The organism is Nostocoides japonicum T1-X7 (genome assembly GCF_001046855.1).
GTDB classification, from domain to species: domain Bacteria; phylum Actinomycetota; class Actinomycetes; order Actinomycetales; family Dermatophilaceae; genus Nostocoides; species Nostocoides japonicum.
This window is the reverse complement of record NZ_HF570958.1, coordinates 2,070,000-2,088,310: the sequence shown is the minus strand read 5'-3', so window position 1 is coordinate 2,088,310 and position 18,311 is coordinate 2,070,000. Positions and strand designations below refer to the sequence as shown.

The 18,311-nt window shown below is 69.7% G+C and carries 17 protein-coding genes; 3 read left to right on the top strand and 14 right to left on the bottom strand.

The window, feature by feature from the left end; translation table 11 throughout:
* Window positions 1-384 (bottom strand): FadR/GntR family transcriptional regulator (locus BN12_RS26090; RefSeq protein ID WP_235432355.1); only part of this gene is annotated, 384 nt, incomplete at its 3' end.
* A 334-nt stretch (window positions 385-718) separates the two neighbouring features.
* Here BN12_RS26090 and BN12_RS09365 point away from each other — a divergent pair.
* Both BN12_RS09365 and BN12_RS09360 read left to right on the top strand, forming a co-directional pair.
* On the top strand, window positions 719-1,624 hold the full coding sequence (locus BN12_RS09365; protein ID WP_048551935.1) for an SPFH domain-containing protein: 906 nt from the start codon (window positions 719-721) through the stop codon (window positions 1,622-1,624).
* On the top strand, window positions 1,621-1,821 hold the full coding sequence (locus BN12_RS09360) for a hypothetical protein (RefSeq protein ID WP_235432354.1): 201 nt from the start codon (window positions 1,621-1,623) through the stop codon (window positions 1,819-1,821). The genes BN12_RS09365 and BN12_RS09360 overlap by 4 nt, the downstream gene beginning before the upstream one ends.
* Here BN12_RS09360 and BN12_RS09355 read toward each other — a convergent pair.
* From BN12_RS09355 to BN12_RS09315, 9 genes are all read right to left on the bottom strand, one after another.
* Window positions 1,745-4,264 carry a GcvT family protein gene (locus tag BN12_RS09355; RefSeq protein WP_048551929.1) on the bottom strand — a complete coding sequence of 840 codons (2,520 nt, stop codon included), beginning with the start codon at window positions 4,262-4,264 and terminating at the stop codon, window positions 1,745-1,747. The two genes, BN12_RS09360 and BN12_RS09355, sit on opposite strands and share 77 nt — an antisense overlap.
* Complete coding sequence (locus BN12_RS09350; RefSeq protein WP_048551926.1) at window positions 4,261-5,190, bottom strand: phosphotransferase; 930 nt, start codon at window positions 5,188-5,190, stop codon at window positions 4,261-4,263. The genes BN12_RS09355 and BN12_RS09350 overlap by 4 nt, the downstream gene beginning before the upstream one ends.
* Window positions 5,187-6,782 (bottom strand): amino acid permease, encoded by a 1,596-nt coding sequence (locus BN12_RS09345; protein WP_048551923.1) that lies wholly within the window; start codon window positions 6,780-6,782, stop codon window positions 5,187-5,189. The genes BN12_RS09350 and BN12_RS09345 overlap by 4 nt, the downstream gene beginning before the upstream one ends.
* Window positions 6,783-6,904: 122 nt before the next feature.
* Window positions 6,905-7,765 (bottom strand): HAD family hydrolase, encoded by an 861-nt coding sequence (locus tag BN12_RS09340; protein ID WP_048551920.1) that lies wholly within the window; start codon window positions 7,763-7,765, stop codon window positions 6,905-6,907.
* 4 nt (window positions 7,766-7,769) lie between these two features.
* The gene (locus BN12_RS09335) at window positions 7,770-8,870 is read right to left on the bottom strand and encodes a branched-chain amino acid aminotransferase (RefSeq protein ID WP_048551917.1); all 1,101 of its coding nucleotides are present in this window, start codon (window positions 8,868-8,870) and stop codon (window positions 7,770-7,772) included.
* Between the two features lie 46 nt (window positions 8,871-8,916).
* Window positions 8,917-9,981, bottom strand: coding sequence for a 3-isopropylmalate dehydrogenase (locus tag BN12_RS09330; RefSeq protein ID WP_048551916.1), 1,065 nt, complete (start codon window positions 9,979-9,981; stop codon window positions 8,917-8,919).
* 99 nt (window positions 9,982-10,080) lie between these two features.
* Entirely contained in the window at window positions 10,081-10,170 is a 90-nt protein-coding gene (locus tag BN12_RS09325; RefSeq protein WP_048551914.1) for a hypothetical protein, read from the bottom strand.
* Between the two features lie 328 nt (window positions 10,171-10,498).
* Complete coding sequence (gene serA, locus BN12_RS09320; protein ID WP_048551912.1) at window positions 10,499-12,085, bottom strand: phosphoglycerate dehydrogenase; 1,587 nt, start codon at window positions 12,083-12,085, stop codon at window positions 10,499-10,501.
* 240 nt (window positions 12,086-12,325) lie between these two features.
* Window positions 12,326-12,568, bottom strand: coding sequence for a hypothetical protein (locus BN12_RS09315; protein ID WP_048551910.1), 243 nt, complete (start codon window positions 12,566-12,568; stop codon window positions 12,326-12,328).
* Between the two features lie 114 nt (window positions 12,569-12,682).
* Here BN12_RS09315 and BN12_RS23755 point away from each other — a divergent pair, with 114 nt between their 5' ends.
* Window positions 12,683-13,213, top strand: coding sequence for a riboflavin kinase (locus BN12_RS23755; RefSeq protein ID WP_235432314.1), 531 nt, complete (start codon window positions 12,683-12,685; stop codon window positions 13,211-13,213).
* 62 nt (window positions 13,214-13,275) lie between these two features.
* On the opposite strand, the gene BN12_RS09305 is transcribed toward BN12_RS23755, so the two are convergent.
* The 4 genes from BN12_RS09305 to BN12_RS09290 all read right to left on the bottom strand — a co-directional run bounded on the left by BN12_RS09305 (window position 13,276) and on the right by BN12_RS09290 (window position 17,879).
* Complete coding sequence (locus tag BN12_RS09305) at window positions 13,276-14,073, bottom strand: alpha/beta fold hydrolase (protein WP_200901162.1); 798 nt, start codon at window positions 14,071-14,073, stop codon at window positions 13,276-13,278.
* Between the two features lie 233 nt (window positions 14,074-14,306).
* On the bottom strand, window positions 14,307-14,600 hold the full coding sequence (locus BN12_RS09300; protein WP_048550863.1) for a hypothetical protein: 294 nt from the start codon (window positions 14,598-14,600) through the stop codon (window positions 14,307-14,309).
* Window positions 14,601-15,016: 416 nt separating this feature from the next.
* Entirely contained in the window at window positions 15,017-16,174 is a 1,158-nt protein-coding gene (locus BN12_RS09295) for a zinc-dependent alcohol dehydrogenase family protein (protein WP_048550862.1), read from the bottom strand.
* Window positions 16,175-16,346: 172 nt separating this feature from the next.
* Window positions 16,347-17,879 carry a purine-cytosine permease family protein gene (locus BN12_RS09290; RefSeq protein WP_235432313.1) on the bottom strand — a complete coding sequence of 511 codons (1,533 nt, stop codon included), beginning with the start codon at window positions 17,877-17,879 and terminating at the stop codon, window positions 16,347-16,349.
* Window positions 17,880-18,311 lie beyond the last annotated feature (432 nt).

The window sequence follows — 18,311 nt, the reverse complement described above, 5'->3', positions numbered from 1 at the left end:
GGGGGGGGCCCGCGCGAGGGCCGCGCCGCCCGGCTCGACGACCCGCCGGAAGTCCATCGCGTCGGCGAGCGCCGCGCCGGTGCGGACGGGTGGCGTCGTGCCCGGCTCGAGGCCGGCATACGTGACGACCGTCCCCCCGCCCCGCCCCCGGCGCGTCTCGACGAGCCCGGACTCGCGGAGGGCGGCGATCGCCTCGCGGAGGGTGTTGCGGCTCACGCCGAGACGCTCGGCGAGCTCGCGCTCCGGCGGCAGCAGCTCGTCGCGGGTGAAGACACCGAGCCGGATGGCCGTCGCGAGCTGCTCGACCGTCGCCTCGAAGGCGTTGCCCACCGCGGGGCGCAGCACGACGTCCGGAAGGGACGACGGCGCCGGCGCGGAGTTCACGGGACGATCCAATACCTCCGTGGCGTTCGCGTCAATGGTTCCCTCCTGAACCTTTCCTGGGACTCGGCAGGTGTGGGGTTGTCGTGGTTCCCAGCCCCGGACGACCACGACAACCCCGCACGTGCCGAGCTGATGTCGCCGGACCAGCCTCGTGACGACATCGACTCGGCACGTGCGGGAGCGAAGGCCGCCGGTGCCGAGGCCGGCTGCGACGGGTGGGACGTCTCGGCGTGGGACCGAGCGGAGGGGGTTCGGTGGCCGGAGGTTGTCAGGAGGCCAGAAGAGTGATATCACTTTATTTATCGCTATCACTTTTCTCGGAAAGGGGCCGTCCATGACTCCCCACCACACGCCGGCAGCGACCGCGGACGCCGGCGGCATCCAGCCCAAGGTCGGCATCACCCAGCGACCGGCCCTCGCGGTGAGCGGCTGGTTCGGCGTCGTCGTCATCGCGGCGTGCGCCTGGCTCGCCTACCGCGGCATCGTCGACGGGAACCGCTGGACCTGGGTCCCCATCGTCGTCCTCGTCCTCGCCGCGACGGCCCTCGTCATCGTCCCCCCGGGCCGCACCTCCGTCGTCCAGTTCTTCGGCACCTACGTGGGGACCGTGACCCGTCCCGGGTTCTGGTGGGTCCTTCCGCTCACGGCGCGCCGCTCGGTCAGCACCCGGGTCCGCAACTTCGAGACGAACCGGCTCAAGGTCAACGACGCCGAGGGCAACCCCGTGGAGATCGCCGCCATCGTCGTGTGGCAGGTCGCCGACACGGCGAAGTCGACGTATGCCGTCGACAGCTACGACACCTTCATCTCCGTCCAGGCCGAGTCGGCCCTCCGGCACGTCGCGGTGACGCATCCGTACGACGACACCGAGGGGACCGGCACGTCCCTGCGAGGGTCGACGGACATCGTCGTCGCCGAGCTGGCGCACGAGGTGTCGGAGCGGGTCGCCGTCGCCGGTCTGCAGGTCCTCGAGGTGCGTATCTCCCACCTCGCCTACGCGCAGGAGATCGCCCAGGCGATGCTGCGCCGCCAGCAGGCCAACGCCGTCGTCGCCGCCCGGTCCCGGATCGTCGAGGGCGCCGTCGGGATGGTCGAGCTCGCGCTCGAACGGCTCATGGAGCACGACGTCGTCGAGCTCGACGAGGAGCGCAAGGCGAGCATGGTGAGCAACCTCATGGTCGTCCTCTGCGGCGACCAGCCGCCCTCGCCCATCGTCAACGCCGGATCCCTCTACACGTGACCGCGCGCCGCCAGGTGCTCCTGCGGATGGACCCGGCGATCCACGACGCCCTCACGCGGTGGGCGGACGACGAGCTGCGCAGCCTCAACGCGCATGTCGAGCTCCTCCTGCGCCGGGCTCTCACCGAGGCGGGCCGGATGCCGAAGAAGGCCGGCCCGCTCCCCCGCCGGGGCCGGCCGCCGGCCGCACGCGACTGACGGGGTCCAGGGGCGGCCGCAGACCGACGGAGACGGCGAACCGAGTGCCGGCCAGGTCGAGGTCCCACGACCCGGAGGCCAGCCACTCGCGGGTCACCGCCCCGTCCGAGCGCTCCCCGACGAGCGCGAGCCCGACACCGGAGCCCACCGTCGCTCCCCAGGCGGCACTGGTCAGCTGACCGACGGGCACGCCGTCCCGGCGGACGAGCTCACCACCCCAGGGGTATGCCGCCGGGTCGGCGACGACGAGGGAGACGACCCGCCGCGACGGCCCGGCGACACGGACCGCCTCGACGGCCTCGCGCCCGAGGAACGGCCGGTCGGTGCCGAGCGAGCAGGCGAAGGTGAGCCCCGCCTCGACGGGCCCGAGGTCCGGCGACAGCTCACGCCCGAAGGCCCGGTAGCCCATCTCGAGCCGCATCGCCTCGATGGCGTAGTAGCCGGCCGGCACGACGCCGAGCTCGGCACCGGCGGCCATCAGCCGGTCGTAGACGCCCGTGGCCTGCTCGACGGGGATGTAGAGCTCCCAGCCGAGCTTGCCGACGTAGGTGATCCGCGTCGCCCGGACGACGGCATACCCGATCCTCACCTCGCGGCTCGTCCCGAAGGGGAAGTCGTTGTCGGAGAACGAGTCCTGCGACAACTTGGACAGCAGGTCCCGCGACGAGGGACCCATGACGCCGAGCACCGCGAAGGCGGAGGTGACGTCGGCGACCTCGAGGCGGTCCGCGGACGACACGTGCCGCCGGATCCAGTCGAGGTCGCGGACCGTCGTCGCCGCGCTGCTCACGACGAGGAGCTCGTCGGCGCCCGTGCGGGTGACCGTCACGTCGGCCTCGTAGGTGCCGCGGCCGTTGAGCAGCCCCGTGTAGACGGTCCGTCCGACGGGCACGTCGATGTCGGCGGTGCACAGGACCCCGAAGGCCTGGACCGCATCCGGCCCGCTGAGGAGGTACTTGGAGAAGGACGTCTGGTCGAAGACGGCGACCCCGGTCCGGCAGGCGACCTGCTCGGCCACGCACCAGTCGACCCAGTGCGGACGGTCCCACGAGTAGCGCAGCGCCGGCTCCTGCCCAGGAGGCGCGAAGACGTTGGCCCGCTCCCACCCGTTGCGCGTGCCGAGGAGGGCGTGCTGCGCGACAAGACGATCGTGCAGCGGCGAACACCGTTGCGGACGGCCGCTCTCCAGCTCCCGGTTCGGCCACGGCACGGCGTAGTGGAGGCCCAGCACCTCGACGACCCGCTCCCGCAGCCACGACGTGTTGCCGGCGAGCGGCGAGAACCGCCGGATGTCGACCGCCGCCAGGTCCTGCGTCGGCTCGCCCTCGACGACCCACTCGGCGAGCGCCCGCCCGGCACCCCCGGCCGACGCGATCCCCACGCTGTTGAACCCTGCCCCGACGAAGAAGCCGGCGACCTCCGGCGACTCGCCCATGATGAACTGGTTGTCCGGCGTGAAGCTCTCGGGACCGTTGTAGAACGCGCGGATCCCCGTCTCGGCGAGGACGGGGAGACGGTGCACGGCGCTGTCCATGAGGACCTCGAAGTGCTCCCAGTCCTCCTCGAGGAGCTGGAACTCGAAGGGGTACGGGAGGTGCTCCGGCGAGACCCACGGCTTCGCCTCCGGTTCGAACCCACCGACGAGCAGACCGCCGACCTCCTCCTTGACGTAGGTGTAGCCGTCGGGGTCGCGCAGGATCGGCAGGTCGCGGTGGACGCCGTCGATCTGGTCGGTCACGACATAGAAGTGCTCGGCCGAGTGGAGCGGCACGGTGACTCCGCACATCGCCGCGACCGCCTTGGCCCACTGGCCGGCACAGTTGACGACGACGTCGGCCTCGACGTCGCCCCGGTCGGTCCGCACGCCCGTCACCCGTCGCCGCCGGCCCACGGGTGTCGTCGTCACGCCGGTCACGCGGACTCGCTCGACGATGCGGGCGCCGCCCGACCGGGCTCCCTTGGCGAGCGACTGGGTGAGGTCCGTCGGGTTGGCGCGGCCGTCGTCCGGCAGCCAGATGGCGCCGACGAGGTCGTTGCTGCGGATGAGCGGGTACCGCTCCAACGCCTCTGCGGCAGTGAGGATCTCGCACTCGAGGTCGTATGCCGCGGCGCTCGCCCCCGTCCGGCGCAGCGCCGTCATCCGGTCGGGGGTCCGCGCGACGGTGAGGCCGCCGCACCGCCGGAACCCGGTGCCGAGCCCGGTCTCCTCCTCGAGTCGCTCGTACAGCGAGGTGGAGTACTGGACGAGCCGGGTGCCGGCCTCGGTGGCCCGCAACTGGCCGACGAGCCCGGCCGCGTGCCACGTCGTGCCGCCCGACAGCGACCCCTGCTCGAGGAGGAGGACGTCGGTCCGGCCGAGCTGGGTGAGGTGGTAGGCGACCGAGCATCCGATGACACCGCCCCCGATGACGACGATGGCGGCGCGGTCGGGAAGATCGCTCACCGGCCCTCACCCACGAGGTCGAGGAGCCGCTCCACGCGGCGCGATCCCAAGGCGGCGCGGGCCAGGTCGTACTTCTCCATGGCCCACGACCAGAAGTCGACGTCGATCTCGCTCGCGCCGTGCTGGATGGTGCCCCAGAGGGTCCAGCCGTATGCCGACGCGACCCGCCACAGCTCGGCCCGCGCCGTCGCGACGGGGTCGGGCGCGCGGAGGTAGGACTCGACGAGCGAGGCGAGGGCGTCGTCGTCGAGCCCGGCCTCCTGGGCGATGTTGCCGAGCTCGAACATCGCCTCGTTGCTTCCGGAGTACTCGTAGTCGATGATCCAGACCGTCTCCCCGTCGTCGAGGAAGTTCGCCGCGAGGAGGTCGTTGTGACACGGGACGAGGGGCTCGGGGTGGGCATGGAGCGCGGTCCGGACCCGTTCGAACTCCGGGAGTAGGTCGACGTAGCCCTCCGGCATCCGAAAACCGTTGTCCCACATGATTCTCAAGTATCGGGCCTGGATGTCGAACATCGAGAAGCGGTTGGCGAAGGGGTCAGCCTCGTGCAGCCGCCGGACCGCCTGCGCGACGCGGTCGAGGTTGGCGGCCACGTCGGCGTCGGCGTAGGTCCTCGTGTCCGGGATGAACCCGACGACGAGCACACCCCGGCCGGGCAGGTAGTCGACGACCGGCGCACCGACTCCGGCCCGGGCCGCGATGCACGAGTTGCGGAACTCCGCCTCGCGGTCCACGGCCAGCAGCCCCGTCGTCGGCGGGGAGACCCGCACGACGACGTCGACGTCCCGCGTCGTCACCCGGTAGTTGCGGTTCGTCAGCCCGCCGGGAAGCGGAACGACGGTGCGAGGGACTCCGGCGAGGACGTCGACCCGGTCGAGGACGGCGTCCAGCGCGGGGTCGGTCACGGGGCTCGGGTCGCTGCTCATGCGCCGGGCTGCGGTGCCTCCTCGGGGGACTCGTCGATGGTCCGGATCGGGCCGGTGAACCAGTGCCGGGCCGACGCATACCACCAGATGGTGAGGGCGAGGAGGGCGCCGAGGGTGACGATCGGCGCGTAGTTGACGAACTTCCACGCGAAGTCCTTGCTGAACGGGACCGCGCCGGGCACGAACGGCATCATGAGATAGAGGGAGACGATGACGATCTCGGCGACGGCGATCGGGTTCATCCACCGGTACTTCGCACCGTTGTTCCACGACCCCACCTCGAACCGGTCGCCGTGCCGCCAGCGCAGCCAGATGGGGATGGCGAAGGACAGGTAGAGCCCGATGACGGCGATCGAGGTGACGGCGTAGAAGGCGACGGGCACGATGAGCGGCTCGGCGTCGGTCCCCACGTTGACCTTGATGAGCGCCGGCAGGGTGACGATCGCGGCGACGACGGCGACGAGGACCACCCCTTGCGCGGGGACCCGGTTCGCCGACAGCCGCGACCAGTGCGACCAGCCCGGCACCGCGCGGTCCCGGCTGAAGGCGAAGAGCATCCGGGAGGCCGACGTGAGGCAGGAGACGGTGCAGAACACCTGGCCGGCGGCGGAGATGAACAGGACGAGGCCGCCCCACGAGTTGCCCATCGCCGTCGTGAAGATGTATGCGACCCCGCCACCGCCGACGCCGGCGTCGTCCGGAACGCCGCCGACGTTCGGGACGGCGAAGACGACGCACAGCAGGAGGATGTAGCCGCCGAGGGCCGAGTAGGCGATGGACTGCCAGATGCCCTTCGCCGCCGCCTTCGACGCCGAGGAGGTCTCCTCCGACAGGTGGGCCGAGGCGTCGAACCCGGTGATGGTGTACTGCGTGAGGAGGAAGCCGAACGGCACGATGGCGAACCAGAAGCCGAAGCTGCCCGTGCTCCCCGACAGGAAGCCGGAGTTGTTGAAGCGGTGGGTGAAGACGTACGAGAAGGACTGGTGGTGGTCGGGGACGAGCAGGAGCATGACGATGATCGCGGCCGCCCCGAAGACGTGCCACCACACCGAGACGTTGTTCATGATCGCCATGAGGTGGCCGCTGAAGATGTTGAGGACCGCCGCGACCCCGAGGACGACGACGAAGGTGAGGAAGACCCGGGTCAGGCTGTAGCCGTCGGCATACGACCTCGACCACGTCGAGATGGTGAGGTCGATGAAGGTCGCGCAGCCGTAGGCGACGCCGGCGGTCACGGCGATGAGGCCGATGAGGTTGAGCCACCCGGTGTAGAAGCCGGCCCGGGCACCGCCGAGGCGGGAGGCCCACCAGTAGATGCCGCCCGAGGTCGGGAAGGCCGAGACGAGCTCGGACATCGTGAAGCCGATGAGCAGGATGAACAGCGACAGGATCGGCCAGGACCACGAGACGGAGATCGGTCCGCCGTTGTTCCAGCCCGCGCCGAAGTTCGTGAAGCATCCGGCGAGGATCGAGATGATGGAGAAGGAGATCGCGAAGTTGGAGAACCCGGACCAGGACCGGTGCAGCTCCTGCTTGTAGCCGAGCTCGGCGAGTCGGCGTTCGTCGTCGGTGAGGTCGATTCCTTCGGGCACGGGACGCGCTCCTTCGGTCGGAGGACCTGATGCGCCCGATGCAACACCCGTGGAGCCCGGCTGTCAATGGTCCATTCGCAAACCATTACCGGCTCCCCGCGGACCGAGCTCGGTTCGCGGGGCTACCGAACCGGGATGCCTGCGACAGAAGCGACGAGCCGCTCGAGGACCTGCGCGACGCCGTCCTCGTCGTTGGCCGGGCAGGTGTCCGTCGCGGCGGCGAGCGCGGCGCCGTGGCCGCTGGCCACGGCATACGACCGGCCCGCCCAGCTCAGCATGGGGATGTCGTTCGGCATGTCCCCGAAGGCCCACACCTGGGCCGGCCCGATCCCCCGCTCGGCGCACCAGGTCTCGAGGGCCGCGGCCTTCGTCACGCCGGGCGCGTTGACCTCGGCGAGGGCGTGGGCGCCGGAGTAGGCGAGGATCCCGCGGTCGCCGACGACCGTGCCGACCCGGCGCAGGAGGTCGTCGGTGGACAGCGTCGGCGCGAGGGCGAGCAGCTTGCCGACCGGCTCCTCGTCGATGTCCTCGAGAGGGGCCCGCACCCAGGTGTCGGCGCCCCGTTCCCGATGCGGGTCGGGATAGGCCGGCTCGACCCACGGCCCGCTCGCCCGCTCGGCGGCGAAGGTGATCCCCGGCACCGCCGCCCGCAGATCCGCGACGACGGCGAGGAGGTCGGCGCGGTCGAAGCCCTGGGACCCGATGACCCGGCGGCGGCCGACGTCGTAGAGGAAGGCCCCGTTGCCGCAGATGGCCAGGCCGTGCGAGGCGATGAGCTCCGAGAGGGCGTCGAGCCAGCGCGGCGGCCGGGCCGTCACGAGGACGGTGACGATCCCCGCCTCCTCGACGGCCCGCCAGGCCGCCGCCGTCCGGGACGAGAGGGTGCCGTCGGAGCGCAGCAGGGTGCCGTCGAGGTCGCTCGCGACGACGCGCGGCGGATCCTCGGATCGCCGGCTCCCGGCGGCCCGGCTCTCGTCGGGCACCTGCTCAGGCCAGGCGGGTGAGCCAGCCGTGGGTGTCCTCGGCCCGGCCGTACTGGATGTCGAGGAGCCGCTCGCGGATCGTGCGAGTCACCTCGCCGACGGCGCCGTCGCGTCGCGCGTCGCACGACCCGCCGTCCCAGCGCAGCTCGCCGACGGGGGTGACGACCGCCGCCGTGCCACAGGCGAACACCTCGGTGATCTCCCCCGAGGCCGCACCGTCCTTCCACTCCTCGATGGGGATGCGCCGCTCCTCGGGCGTGAGGCCCAGCTCCTTGGACAGCTCGAGGAACGAGGCCCGGGTCACCCCCTCGAGGATCGTGCCGGTGAGCTCGGGGGTGAGCAGGCGGTTGTCCCTCGTCACGAAGAAGAGGTTCATGCCGCCGAGCTCCTCGATGTAGGTGTGCGTCGAGGAGTCGAGGAAGACCGCCTGGTCGCAGCCGTGCTCGATGCCCTCGAGCTGCCCGGCGAGGCTCGAGGCGTAGTTGCCTCCGCACTTGGCCGCACCGGTCCCGCCCTCCCCGGCGCGGGCGTACTGCGTCGAGATCCACAGCGAGACGGGGTTCAGGCCACCGGAGAAGTAGGGACCGGCGGGCGAGGCGATGACGCTGTAGGTGACCTCCTTGGCCGGCCGGACGCCGAGGAAGGCCTCACTGGCATACATGAAGGGCCGCAGGTAGAGGCTCGCCTCCCCCGCATCGTGCGCCGGGACCCAGTCGACGTCGACCGCGACGAGGGCGCGCAGGGAGTCGACGAACTCCTCCTCGGTGAGACTCGGCAGCGTGAGGCGTGCGGCGCTGCGGGCCATCCGAGCGGCGTTCGCCTCCGGCCGGAAGCTCCACACCGACCCGTCCTCGTGGCGGTAGGCCTTGAGCCCCTCGAAGATCTCCTGCGCGTAGTGGAGGACCGCCGCCGACGGCATGAGGGTGATCGGCCCGTATGCCTGGACGCGGCCGTCGTGCCAGCCCTCCCCGTCGGTCCACGTCGCGGTGGCCATGTGGTCGGTGAAGTGCTTGCCGAAGCCGGGGTTGGCGAGGATCGCCTCCCGCTCCTCTGCAGTGCGCCGCGGGACGTCGGCGTCGACGGGGAAGGTGAGGGGCGTGGACATGAGCGGGCCTTTCCGTGCGATCCGTGCGACCTAGCAGCAGGTTAGTTCACCCGACGCGTGCGGCGATCGCATCGCCGACCTCGCTCGTCGAGCGCGACGCGCCGCCCCGGTCCGCCAGGTCGGCGGCGACGGCGGCCTCGACGCGACGCGCCGCGTCGGCCAGGCCGAGATGGTCCAGGAGCATGCCGACCGACAGGATCGTCGCGGTCGGGTCGGCGATGCCCCGGCCCGCGATGTCGGGAGCCGAGCCGTGGACCGGCTCGAACATGCTGGGGGTCGTCCGCTGCGGGTTGATGTTGCCGCTCGCGGCGAGCCCGATGCCGCCGGCGATGGCCGCGGCGATGTCGGTGATGATGTCGCCGAACAGGTTGTCGGTCACGACGACGTCGAAGCGACCCGGGTCGGTGACGAGGAAGATCGTCGCCGCGTCGACATGCTGGTATGCCGTCTCCACGTCGGGGAACTCGGCGCCCACCTCCTCGACGGTGCGGCGCCACAGGTGACCGGCGTGGGTGAGGACGTTGTGCTTGTGGACGAGGGTGAGGTGCTTGCGCGGGCGGGCCTGCGCCCGGGCGAAGGCGTCGCGGACGACCCGCTCGATACCGAAGCGGGTGTTGACGCTGACCTCGGTGGCCACCTCGTTCGGCGTGCCGACCCGCAGCGCGCCGCCGTTGCCGACGTAGGGACCCTCGGTGCCCTCGCGGACGACGACGAAGTCGATGCCCCCGGGTGCGACGCGCGCCACGTCGAGCGGGCTCGTCACGCCGGGGTAGAGGCGGGCCGGCCGGAGGTTGACGTAGTGCTCGAGGGCGAACCGGAGCGGCAGGAGGATGCCGCGCTCGAGGACCCCGCTCGGGACGGCCGGGTCGCCGATGGCCCCGAGGAGGATCGCGTCGTGCCCGCGCAGCTCCTCCAGGACCGAGTCGGGGAGCGTCTCGCCCGTCGCGAGCCAGCGCGTGGCGCCGAGGTCGTAGTCGGTCGTGCTGACCTTCGGACCGGTGCTGCCGGTCGCGGCGCCGAGCACCTTGAGTCCCTCGGCGACGACCTCGCGGCCGATCCCGTCGCCCGGGATGACGGCGATGTCGATGGCGTCCTGCGTCGGCTGAACCATGGTCCTAGAGGGTAGGTGTCGTCTCTGCATCTGGGACGGCTGTCTCACCCAGCGATCGAGCCCCGGCCAAGGGGCCGGGGCTCGGTGCGCTGGACGACCTCAGTCGTCGCTGTGACCCTGCTCGCGCAGGTCCATGCTCTCCTGCAGCGCCTGACGGGCGTTCTGAGCCTCTTCGCTCATGCTGATCATTCCTTCGTGATGTCTCGGTGCCTACGGGGTGGGGCTCGAGCCCTGTTGGGCGAGCCGATGTCAGCGGACGTCGCGGGATCTCCGCGGCGAGGGTGCTGACTAGAGGACCCCGCCGCGGCTGACGATGAGTCGTACCTGCCGCTGCATGACGACCACGATAGATGGACGTCCTAGTATCTCGCGACCGAATTCCACGATCCGGACGCGGTGGACACTCAACCCGAGCACAACGAGGACCGTGCCGGGCCGCCGGTCAGTCAAGACCGACCATCGCGTGGTCAGTCAAGACCGACCATCGCGTGGTCAGTCGAGATCGACCATCGCGTGGTCAGTCGAGATCGACGACGCGGACGCTGTCGGCGCCGATCTCCCGCCCGATCGCCGACACGACGTCGGAGGGGATGGCGCTGTCGACCGTCATGGCGACGAGCGCCGGGCCGCCCTCGTCCCGGCGGGCGACCTGCATACCGGCGATGTTGACGTCGGCGTCGCCGAGGAGCCGGCCGAGGGCGCCGACGACACCCGGGCGGTCGGTGTAGGTGAAGAAGGCCATGTGCTGCGACAGCGGCACCTCGATGTCGAAGCCGTTGATGCCGACGATCTTCTGGATCATCCGCGGACCGGTGAGCGTCCCGGCGACGCTGACGAGCGACCCGTCGGCGAAGGTGCCGCGCAGCGTCGTCACGTTGCGGAAGTCCTGGGTCTCGGACGCCGTGAGGAGACGCACCTCGACGCCGCGCTCCTTCGCCAGGAGCGGGGCGTTGACGTAGGTCACCGGGTCCTCCGTGACATCGGTGAACAGGCCCTTGAGGGCGGACAGCTCCCAGATCGACACGTCGTGCTCGGTGATCTCGCCCTTGACGTCCACGTCGAGCTGGATGGGCACCTGCCCGGCGACGGCGGTGAAGATGCGGCCGAGCTTCTCGACGAGGTCGATGCCGGGGCGGACCTCCTCGTCGATGATGCCGCCCGCGACGTTGACCGCGTCCGGGACGAGGTCGCCCCCGAGGGCGAGCCGGACCGACCGGGCGACGGCGACGCCCGCCTTCTCCTGCGCCTCCGCCGTGCTGGCCCCGAGGTGCGGGGTGACGACGACCGACTCGAACTCGAAGAGGGGGCTGCTCGTCGTCGGCTCCTCGGCGAACACGTCGATGCCGGCACCGGCCACGCGTCCCTCGCGGAGGGCCTCGGCCAGGGCGTCCTCGTCGAGGATCCCACCGCGGGCGGCGTTGACGATACGGACGCTCGGCTTGACCTTGGTCAGCGCCTCCTTGCCGATGAGGCCGATGGTCTCCGGGGTCTTCGGCAGGTGGATCGTGATGAAGTCGCTCTCCGCGAGCAGCTCGTCGAGCGGGACGAGCCGCGCGCCGAGCTGGGCGGCACGCTGTGCCGAGACGAAGGGGTCGTATGCCACGATCTCGGTCCCGAACGCCCTGAGGCGTTCCGCGACGAGCTGGCCGATCCGCCCGAACCCCACGACGCCGACCGTCTTGTCGAGCAGCTCGACACCGGCATACCGGCTGCGCTTCCACGCCCCGTGCTTGAGCGCCTCGTTGGCCGGCGCGATGTTGCGGGCCGTCGCGAGGAGGAGTCCGACGGCGAGCTCGGCCGCGGAGGTGATGTTGGAGGTCGGCGCGTTGACGACCATGACGCCGGCCTTCGTCGCGGCGGGCACGTCGACGTTGTCGAGACCCACGCCGGCGCGGGCGATGACCTTCAGGGCCCTCGCCGCGGCGATCGCCTCGGCATCCATCCGCGTCGCCGACCGGATGAGGACGGCATCGACACCGGCGAGTGCGGGCAGGAGCACCGCCCGGTCGGAGCCGTCGACGTGACGCACGTCGACGTCGGTCCCGAGCGCGTCGATGGTGGCCGGCGACAGCTCCTCGGCGATGAGCACGACGGGTCTGGTCACGTCCGGAGTCCTGTCCTCGGGGGAGACGCGCGGTGGGCACGGCGCGATGCGCGGTCGAGTGTACGAGCGCTCCCACCATGTGGGACCGGCGGACCGGCATGCGGACCTCGCGGCCGCCATCGACGGGTCTGGATCGCACGGCGGTCCGGCTCGGCGGCCCGGATCGTGCAAGGCGTCCGACTTCTCTGCGCGGCGGGTCGTGGTGAGAAGGTCCTCGTCAAGGAGGAGTGGATCTCGCGTTCAAGCGAGCTCCAGGCTCGCATCGTCGGGTGTGCTGCGCTCGGTCTGGTGTCGGGCTTGGAGGTCTTCGGCGGCGGCGAGGGCGATGCAGGTGGCGACGCCGGTCATGGCGGTCTGGACGTCGTCCAGGACGGGGAAGCTGGGCGCGAGGCGGATGTTGCGGTCGTGCGGGTCGTGCCCGTGGGGGAAGGCCGCCCCGGCGGGGTCAGGACGATCCCGGCGGCCTTGGCGAGGGATCGTCATGTCGCCATCAATCAGTCAGAGGGACAGGGGAATTGGCCCTTCTGGGTCGATCTTCGAGTCCAGAAGCGACACACTGGGTCTGTGCCGCCCACAGACCTGCCCGACCCTTCGTGCTTGGCCAGCCGTGACGTCGAGTCAGGAGGAGATGTTGCCCCGCCTCCCCCGGCTGGAGCGGAGGTCCAGGGTGACCCACACGTGGCAGGCGACGGCGCATCTGTCATCGCCCACGTCGAGGGGATCGTGGTCGCTGGGGCCCAGCGAGGTCGCACGCTCGGATATCCGACGGCGAATCTGACCGTTCTGTCGACGAGGGACCTTCCTCAGGATGGGGTGTACTTCGGGTGGTTCAGTCTCGTCGACGCACCGAGTGCGACGGGGCACCTGGATCCCGATATCCCCTGGCCAGTATTAGTCTCGATCGGCACGAACCCGACGTTCGACAACGCCGAACGAACGGTCGAGGCGCACCTCTTTGATTTCGACGATGACCTCTACGGTCGTCGTGCGGTCATCAATCTCGAGCGGCAGCTCAGACCCCAGAGACGTTTCGACTCCATCGAGGCGCTGACCGCCCATATCGAGACGATCGCGCGAGATGGTCGGCAGCTCCTGGAGTCACTCGGGTGGACGGCCCCGGGGAGGTAGTCACGTGCCCCTCTGGGGCATCTCCGTGCGGAATGCGGACGTCTGTGGCCGCCGGGCATGCTTCAGACCGCGAGAGCGATCTGGTCGACGAGAGCCTGGTTGACGCTGGCGTCCCTCTCGATCCAGCAGAGGTGTCCGGCACCGCGGAGGGTGATCTGCTTCGCCCTCGGCAGCCGGGAGGCCACGTGGGACATGTTGTCGTAGGGCACGACGCGGTCGGCCGTGCCATGGATGACGAGCGTCGGGATGTCATCGATGTCTCCAGGGGGCGCCCCGATCTCCAGATAGTCCGCGCAGGCGGCGAACTGCGCCGTCCATGCTCGTGATGAGGTCGGGTGACGCAGTCGCAGCTGGAGCAGTTCCTCGAACTCCGCGGGGTGCTCTGCCGTCCAACCCGGTGCGAAGGACAGGGGCATGGTGGCTCGGGCATAGTCCTCGGGTGCCATCACGCCGGCGGCGGCCCATGCTCGCAGAGTGGACTCGGGGACGGGCGTGGAACCGGGCCCGCCACTGGTGCTCGCTATCAGTGTCAGCGACTTGACGGCAGCCGGGTTCCGCAGCGCCAGGGTCAACGCGATGTAGCCGCCCATCGACGCTCCGACGACGTGCACGGGCCCGGACGCCACCGAGGCGACCGCAAGGGCATCCAGAGCCATCTGGTCGATCGTGTACGGCCCTTCCGGCGTCTCCGACCGCCCCGTGCCGCGGTTGTCCACCGCCAGGACCCGCCCGTGCCGGGAGAGTGAGCCGACCTGGCGCGTCCAGCTCCACGAGGCATACCCGAGCCCAGGCAGGAGGAGGATGGGCTCCCCGGCCCCCTCGTCCACGTAGGCGATACGCGTCCCATCGTCGGCTGTCACGCTGTGTGTATCGGTCCGCTCCACTGTCTCCGCCTTCAACGGTTGGGGTGTAGGCCATCGAGTCCCTGCTCGGATGACGTCGTCGGTTGGAGGACGGTCCGCGCGGACTCGCCCGTCCGCGCCGTTCTCCAGCGGAGGCTCGCGGCTCTGGCAGCCACGCTCCTGAGGTCTGGGCGTCCCGCCTGCTCGAGTTGCATGCACATCGCTGGGGCAATTCGCTCGGGCGTCGCCGGTCAGCGTTCGGCGGACGCCTTGGCAACGGCCGCCGTGGCGTCGCTCGCCTCGGTTGCAGCAGCGAGCAGTCGCCTGCTGACGTCGCGCTGTACTTCGAGGATCTTGACCGCGAAGTCGAAGACCTGGTCGAGGATCACCTCAGGTGCGACGAGAGGTGTGCCGGAGCTCGTACCGAACCGGTCGAAGGTGTAGCGCGCCGCCCTCGACCAGTTGTCGACGGCGTCGAGGAACGCCTTCTGCCCCTGCTCGAACAATTCCGTGTACTGCTCGGCCGCGTTGTCGGTGGAACTCATGATGACCTTCTCTCCTCGGACTGCATGCTTCTCTTCTGGCCCTCCCCGCCAAGCACTCGGTCGGTGTGCCGAGGACATCGACGACAGCGGTCTCACCCATCCGCAGATCGCCACGTCTTTGCTACGTCAGACCGAGCCGACGAGCCTCGTGCGCCAGCTCCCCCGGAACTGCCGCAGCTTGGAGGACGATGAACGCCTTGCCCCGTCGGAGTACATGGCTCCGCGAGAGACGTCATACAGTCCCCTTCGGCCGTCTCGTTGAGGAAGCCAGTCGGTCACGATGCGTCCCGCCACTCCCTGCCACCAGCTGGATACGGACACGCCGACATGACCCCTCGGCCGTCCGAGCTCCGCGCGTGGGGACCGCCCATCCGACGCCCCGCGCCGTTGCGCGACCACGTCGTCCCACGACGTGCTCAATAGCCAGCCTCCGACATCGTGACGACGTGCCGGACGGCCTGCCCAGAATCCAGCAGGTCGAACCCGGCATTGATGTCGGACAGCGGGGATGTTCCGCTGAGCAACCTGTCGACCGGCAGGCGACCACGGCGGTAGAGCTCGATGTAGCGTGGAATGTCGCGTCCAGGCACGGCGGTGCCGATATAGCTGCCCTTGAGGGTTCGTTCCTCGGCGACGAGGGTCACCGGACTCAGGGGAAGTCGGACATCGGGGCGGGTGAGACCGGCCGTGACGGTCGTACCACCTCGCCGGGTGACGCTGAAGGCCAGGTCGAGGGCCCGCGCCGACCCGGCCAGTTCGAAGGCGTAGTCCACGCCGCCCCTGGTGAGAGAGCGGATCTGTTCTGCCGCCTCAGGATCACCTGCGTTGACGGCGTGGGTCGCGCCGAGCCTCTCCGCCAGGGCGAGCTTCTCCGCGGATAGGTCGACGGCGACGACCGTCCGCGCACCTGCGGCGATGGCGCCGAGCAAGGAGGACAGTCCCACTCCTCCAAGCCCGACCACGGCGACCGACGAACCCGCCTCAGCCCGGGCGGTGTTGAAGACCGCACCGACACCGGTCAGCACGGCACAGCCGAAGAGAGCCGCCTCCTCCAACGGAAGGTCGGGGTCCACCTTGACGAGAGAGGCACGTGAGACGACGGCGTGATCGGCGAAGGCCGATACCCCGAGATGGTGGTGTACCTGGCTGCCATCGCTGGCATGCAGCCGGCGCTCGCCGGACAGCAGGGTTCCGGCCGTGTTGGCCGCCGCGCCGGGCTCGCACAGTGCCGGTCGGCCGCCGCTGCACGGCTCACAGCGTCCACAGGAGGGAACGAAGACGAAGACGACATGGTCGCCGGGTGCCAGATCCGTTCCACCGGACAGACCAGGTGTGGGCACAACCTCCTCAACCACTCCGGCAGCCTCGTGTCCCAGCGCCATCGGCGTGGGTCGTATCCGATTGCCGTTGATGACCGACAGGTCGGAATGGCACAGCCCGGCGGCCGCGACACGCACCAGCACCTCACCCGGGCCTGGCGGGTCCAGTTCCAGTCGCTGCAGTCGCAGCGGATTCGAGGACACGTACGGTGTCGGGACGCCGACCGAGCTCAGGACGGCGGCGGTGATCTGCATGAGAGGTCTGCCTTCCAGATCGCTGTGTTGGCGCCTGCGGTCGGCTACGGCTGAGGCATCCTGACGAGTCCGCCGCAGCCGTAGCCGACCGCATCCGCGTGCGTGATCGATGCTGTCCAGCGGACCCCGGTGCGGGACCAGGAGACCTGGCCCCGCTGAGGGCCCGACTCGATCAGGCGGGGTCCGGACTCCCCGCGTCGTCGACCACGACCGCCGACGGGTCGACGCCATGGGCGTCGGTGAATACGGGCTTCTCGCGGTGCCACAGCGGTGGGAGCCGATACGTCAGGAGGTAGAACACTCCCCCGGCGACGAATCCCACGAAGTAGGTGAGGTCGCCCCAATGCGGATGTGCCTTGGCGATCGGGCCGACGAAGAATGACAGGTTCCAGAACGGCATGGAGACGAGTGCAGCACCCACCCAGGCGACGAAGCCCCATTCCAAGATGCGCCGGGAGTCATAGAGCTCTGCGATACGAGCGCGGTCGTGACGGTGACCGAAGACGTAGTCGAGAAGGAGGATCGCCCCGAAGGGTGCGATGAGGTATGCCCCCATGAAGAGGAAGTTCTTGAACTTGGCCTCGAAACCCTCGTCGGCCCACAGGCTGATGATGTAGGCGACGGCGCAGATGATGATGACGGCGGTCCGACGGCTGACGGGAATTCGCAGCGTCTGCACCGAGATCGCGCCACCGTAGACGTTGAGGAAGTTCTGGGAGAAGGACGAGGTGAGGACGATGAGCAGCGCCACGACGTGGAACGGGCCGGTCATTCGCTCCAGTGCCTGGATGGGAGTCTCACCGGACAGTGCCGAGCTGCCGAGCAGGGCCCCCGCGACGCCGAGCCACGCCAAGGAGAAGAAGTTGCCGGCCCAGGTCCACACCCCCGTTGCACGGTTGATGTGGTCCTCGTCAGGTAGGTAGCGGGAGTAGTCGGAGGCGAAGGGCCACCATGCGATCAGGAAGGAGAGGAAGTATCCGGCGAAGGTCACCCACCCGCCCCAGCCGCCGATCCAGAAGGGCGCCTTGGGGTTCGTGTCGAATCCCCCCTGCCACCCGCGGGATACGGAGACAACGGTGATGATCACGAACCCGAAGAAGAGGACGACAGCGAGGATCCTCTCCAGGTAGTGGATCATGTTGTAGCCGAAGACGGCGACGATGAGCTGGACGATCACGAGGCCGAGCGCGCCCACCCAGAACGGGATGGCCGGCACCAGGGTGGTCAAGGCCTGAGCGCCGAGGATCACGGTGACCGAGGCCCATCCGATGCCGGCGAAGACGTTGACATAGGCGACGGGTACGAAGTTGCCGAAGAAGCCGAGCGGGCCACGCGCCTGGATCTGTTGGGCGACACCCAACCGGCCACCCATCCGGGACAGGATGCCCATGACGACCGCGCCGACGAAGGAGCCGGCCACGATAGCGGTCACCGCCATCGGCAGCGACAGGCCGAAGCTGACGCCGGAGAAGCCCAGCACCATGATGGGGAAGTTCATGCCGGCGGCGAACCAGATGAAGAACTGCGATACCGCCTTGCCGTGGCGCTCGGAGTCGGGGATGGCGTCGACACCGTAAGGTTCGACCGCCGCGATCTTGTCGCGATAGTGGAAGTCTTCGGCGAGTTCGCCCGTCGACGCGGTGGAGACGTCCGGGTTCATCGTGCTGCCTTTCTGCTCGGTACGCACCAACGGGCGCTCACCCATGTGCGTCGGATGGCGGGGGGCGGGGGTTCTCTCCGGACCACCGAGGCGGCAGACGGCACCGTGCCTGCGTCGCCTCCCCCGCCAGCCGACCGGCCGGATGAGGAAGCCGCCGTTGACACCTCATTGTGAACGGAGCAAGCCGCTTCTTGCATGCAAGAGACTGTAGAGTTGTTGTATGCCAGCCGTCAAGGCTTCGCGGGCATGAGGTTCAGTGAACCGCTGCCCGGTTGATGGATGATGGCGCGAAAGTGCCTATGAGCAGGGCAGAGAGGGGCCAGTATCCACAGGGTGATGCTGAGACGTCTCTTCGGAACGCTGGCATGCAAGAGATGCCGCCAGGGGCGATCCTGTCCGCATCTGACACGCCCTTCAGGTTCCATTCGAGAACTACGCAGTGTCTTGTATGCAACCGTGCGACCCCTGGAACCACCG

Coding starts and splice junctions, on each gene's coding strand:
- BN12_RS09365 (WP_048551935.1), top strand. CDS start 719: ATGACTCCCCACCACACGCCGGCAGCGACCGCGGACGCCGGCGGCATC.
- BN12_RS09350 (WP_048551926.1), bottom strand. CDS start 5,190: ATGAGCAGCGACCCGAGCCCCGTGACCGACCCCGCGCTGGACGCCGTC.
- BN12_RS09335 (WP_048551917.1), bottom strand. CDS start 8,870: ATGTCCACGCCCCTCACCTTCCCCGTCGACGCCGACGTCCCGCGGCGC.
- BN12_RS09330 (WP_048551916.1), bottom strand. CDS start 9,981: ATGGTTCAGCCGACGCAGGACGCCATCGACATCGCCGTCATCCCGGGC.
- BN12_RS09325 (WP_048551914.1), bottom strand. CDS start 10,170: ATGATCAGCATGAGCGAAGAGGCTCAGAACGCCCGTCAGGCGCTGCAG.
- BN12_RS09315 (WP_048551910.1), bottom strand. CDS start 12,568: ATGACGATCCCTCGCCAAGGCCGCCGGGATCGTCCTGACCCCGCCGGG.
- BN12_RS09300 (WP_048550863.1), bottom strand. CDS start 14,600: ATGAGTTCCACCGACAACGCGGCCGAGCAGTACACGGAATTGTTCGAG.
- BN12_RS09295 (WP_048550862.1), bottom strand. CDS start 16,174: ATGCAGATCACCGCCGCCGTCCTGAGCTCGGTCGGCGTCCCGACACCG.
- BN12_RS09290 (WP_235432313.1), bottom strand. CDS start 17,879: ATGGGTGAGCGCCCGTTGGTGCGTACCGAGCAGAAAGGCAGCACGATG.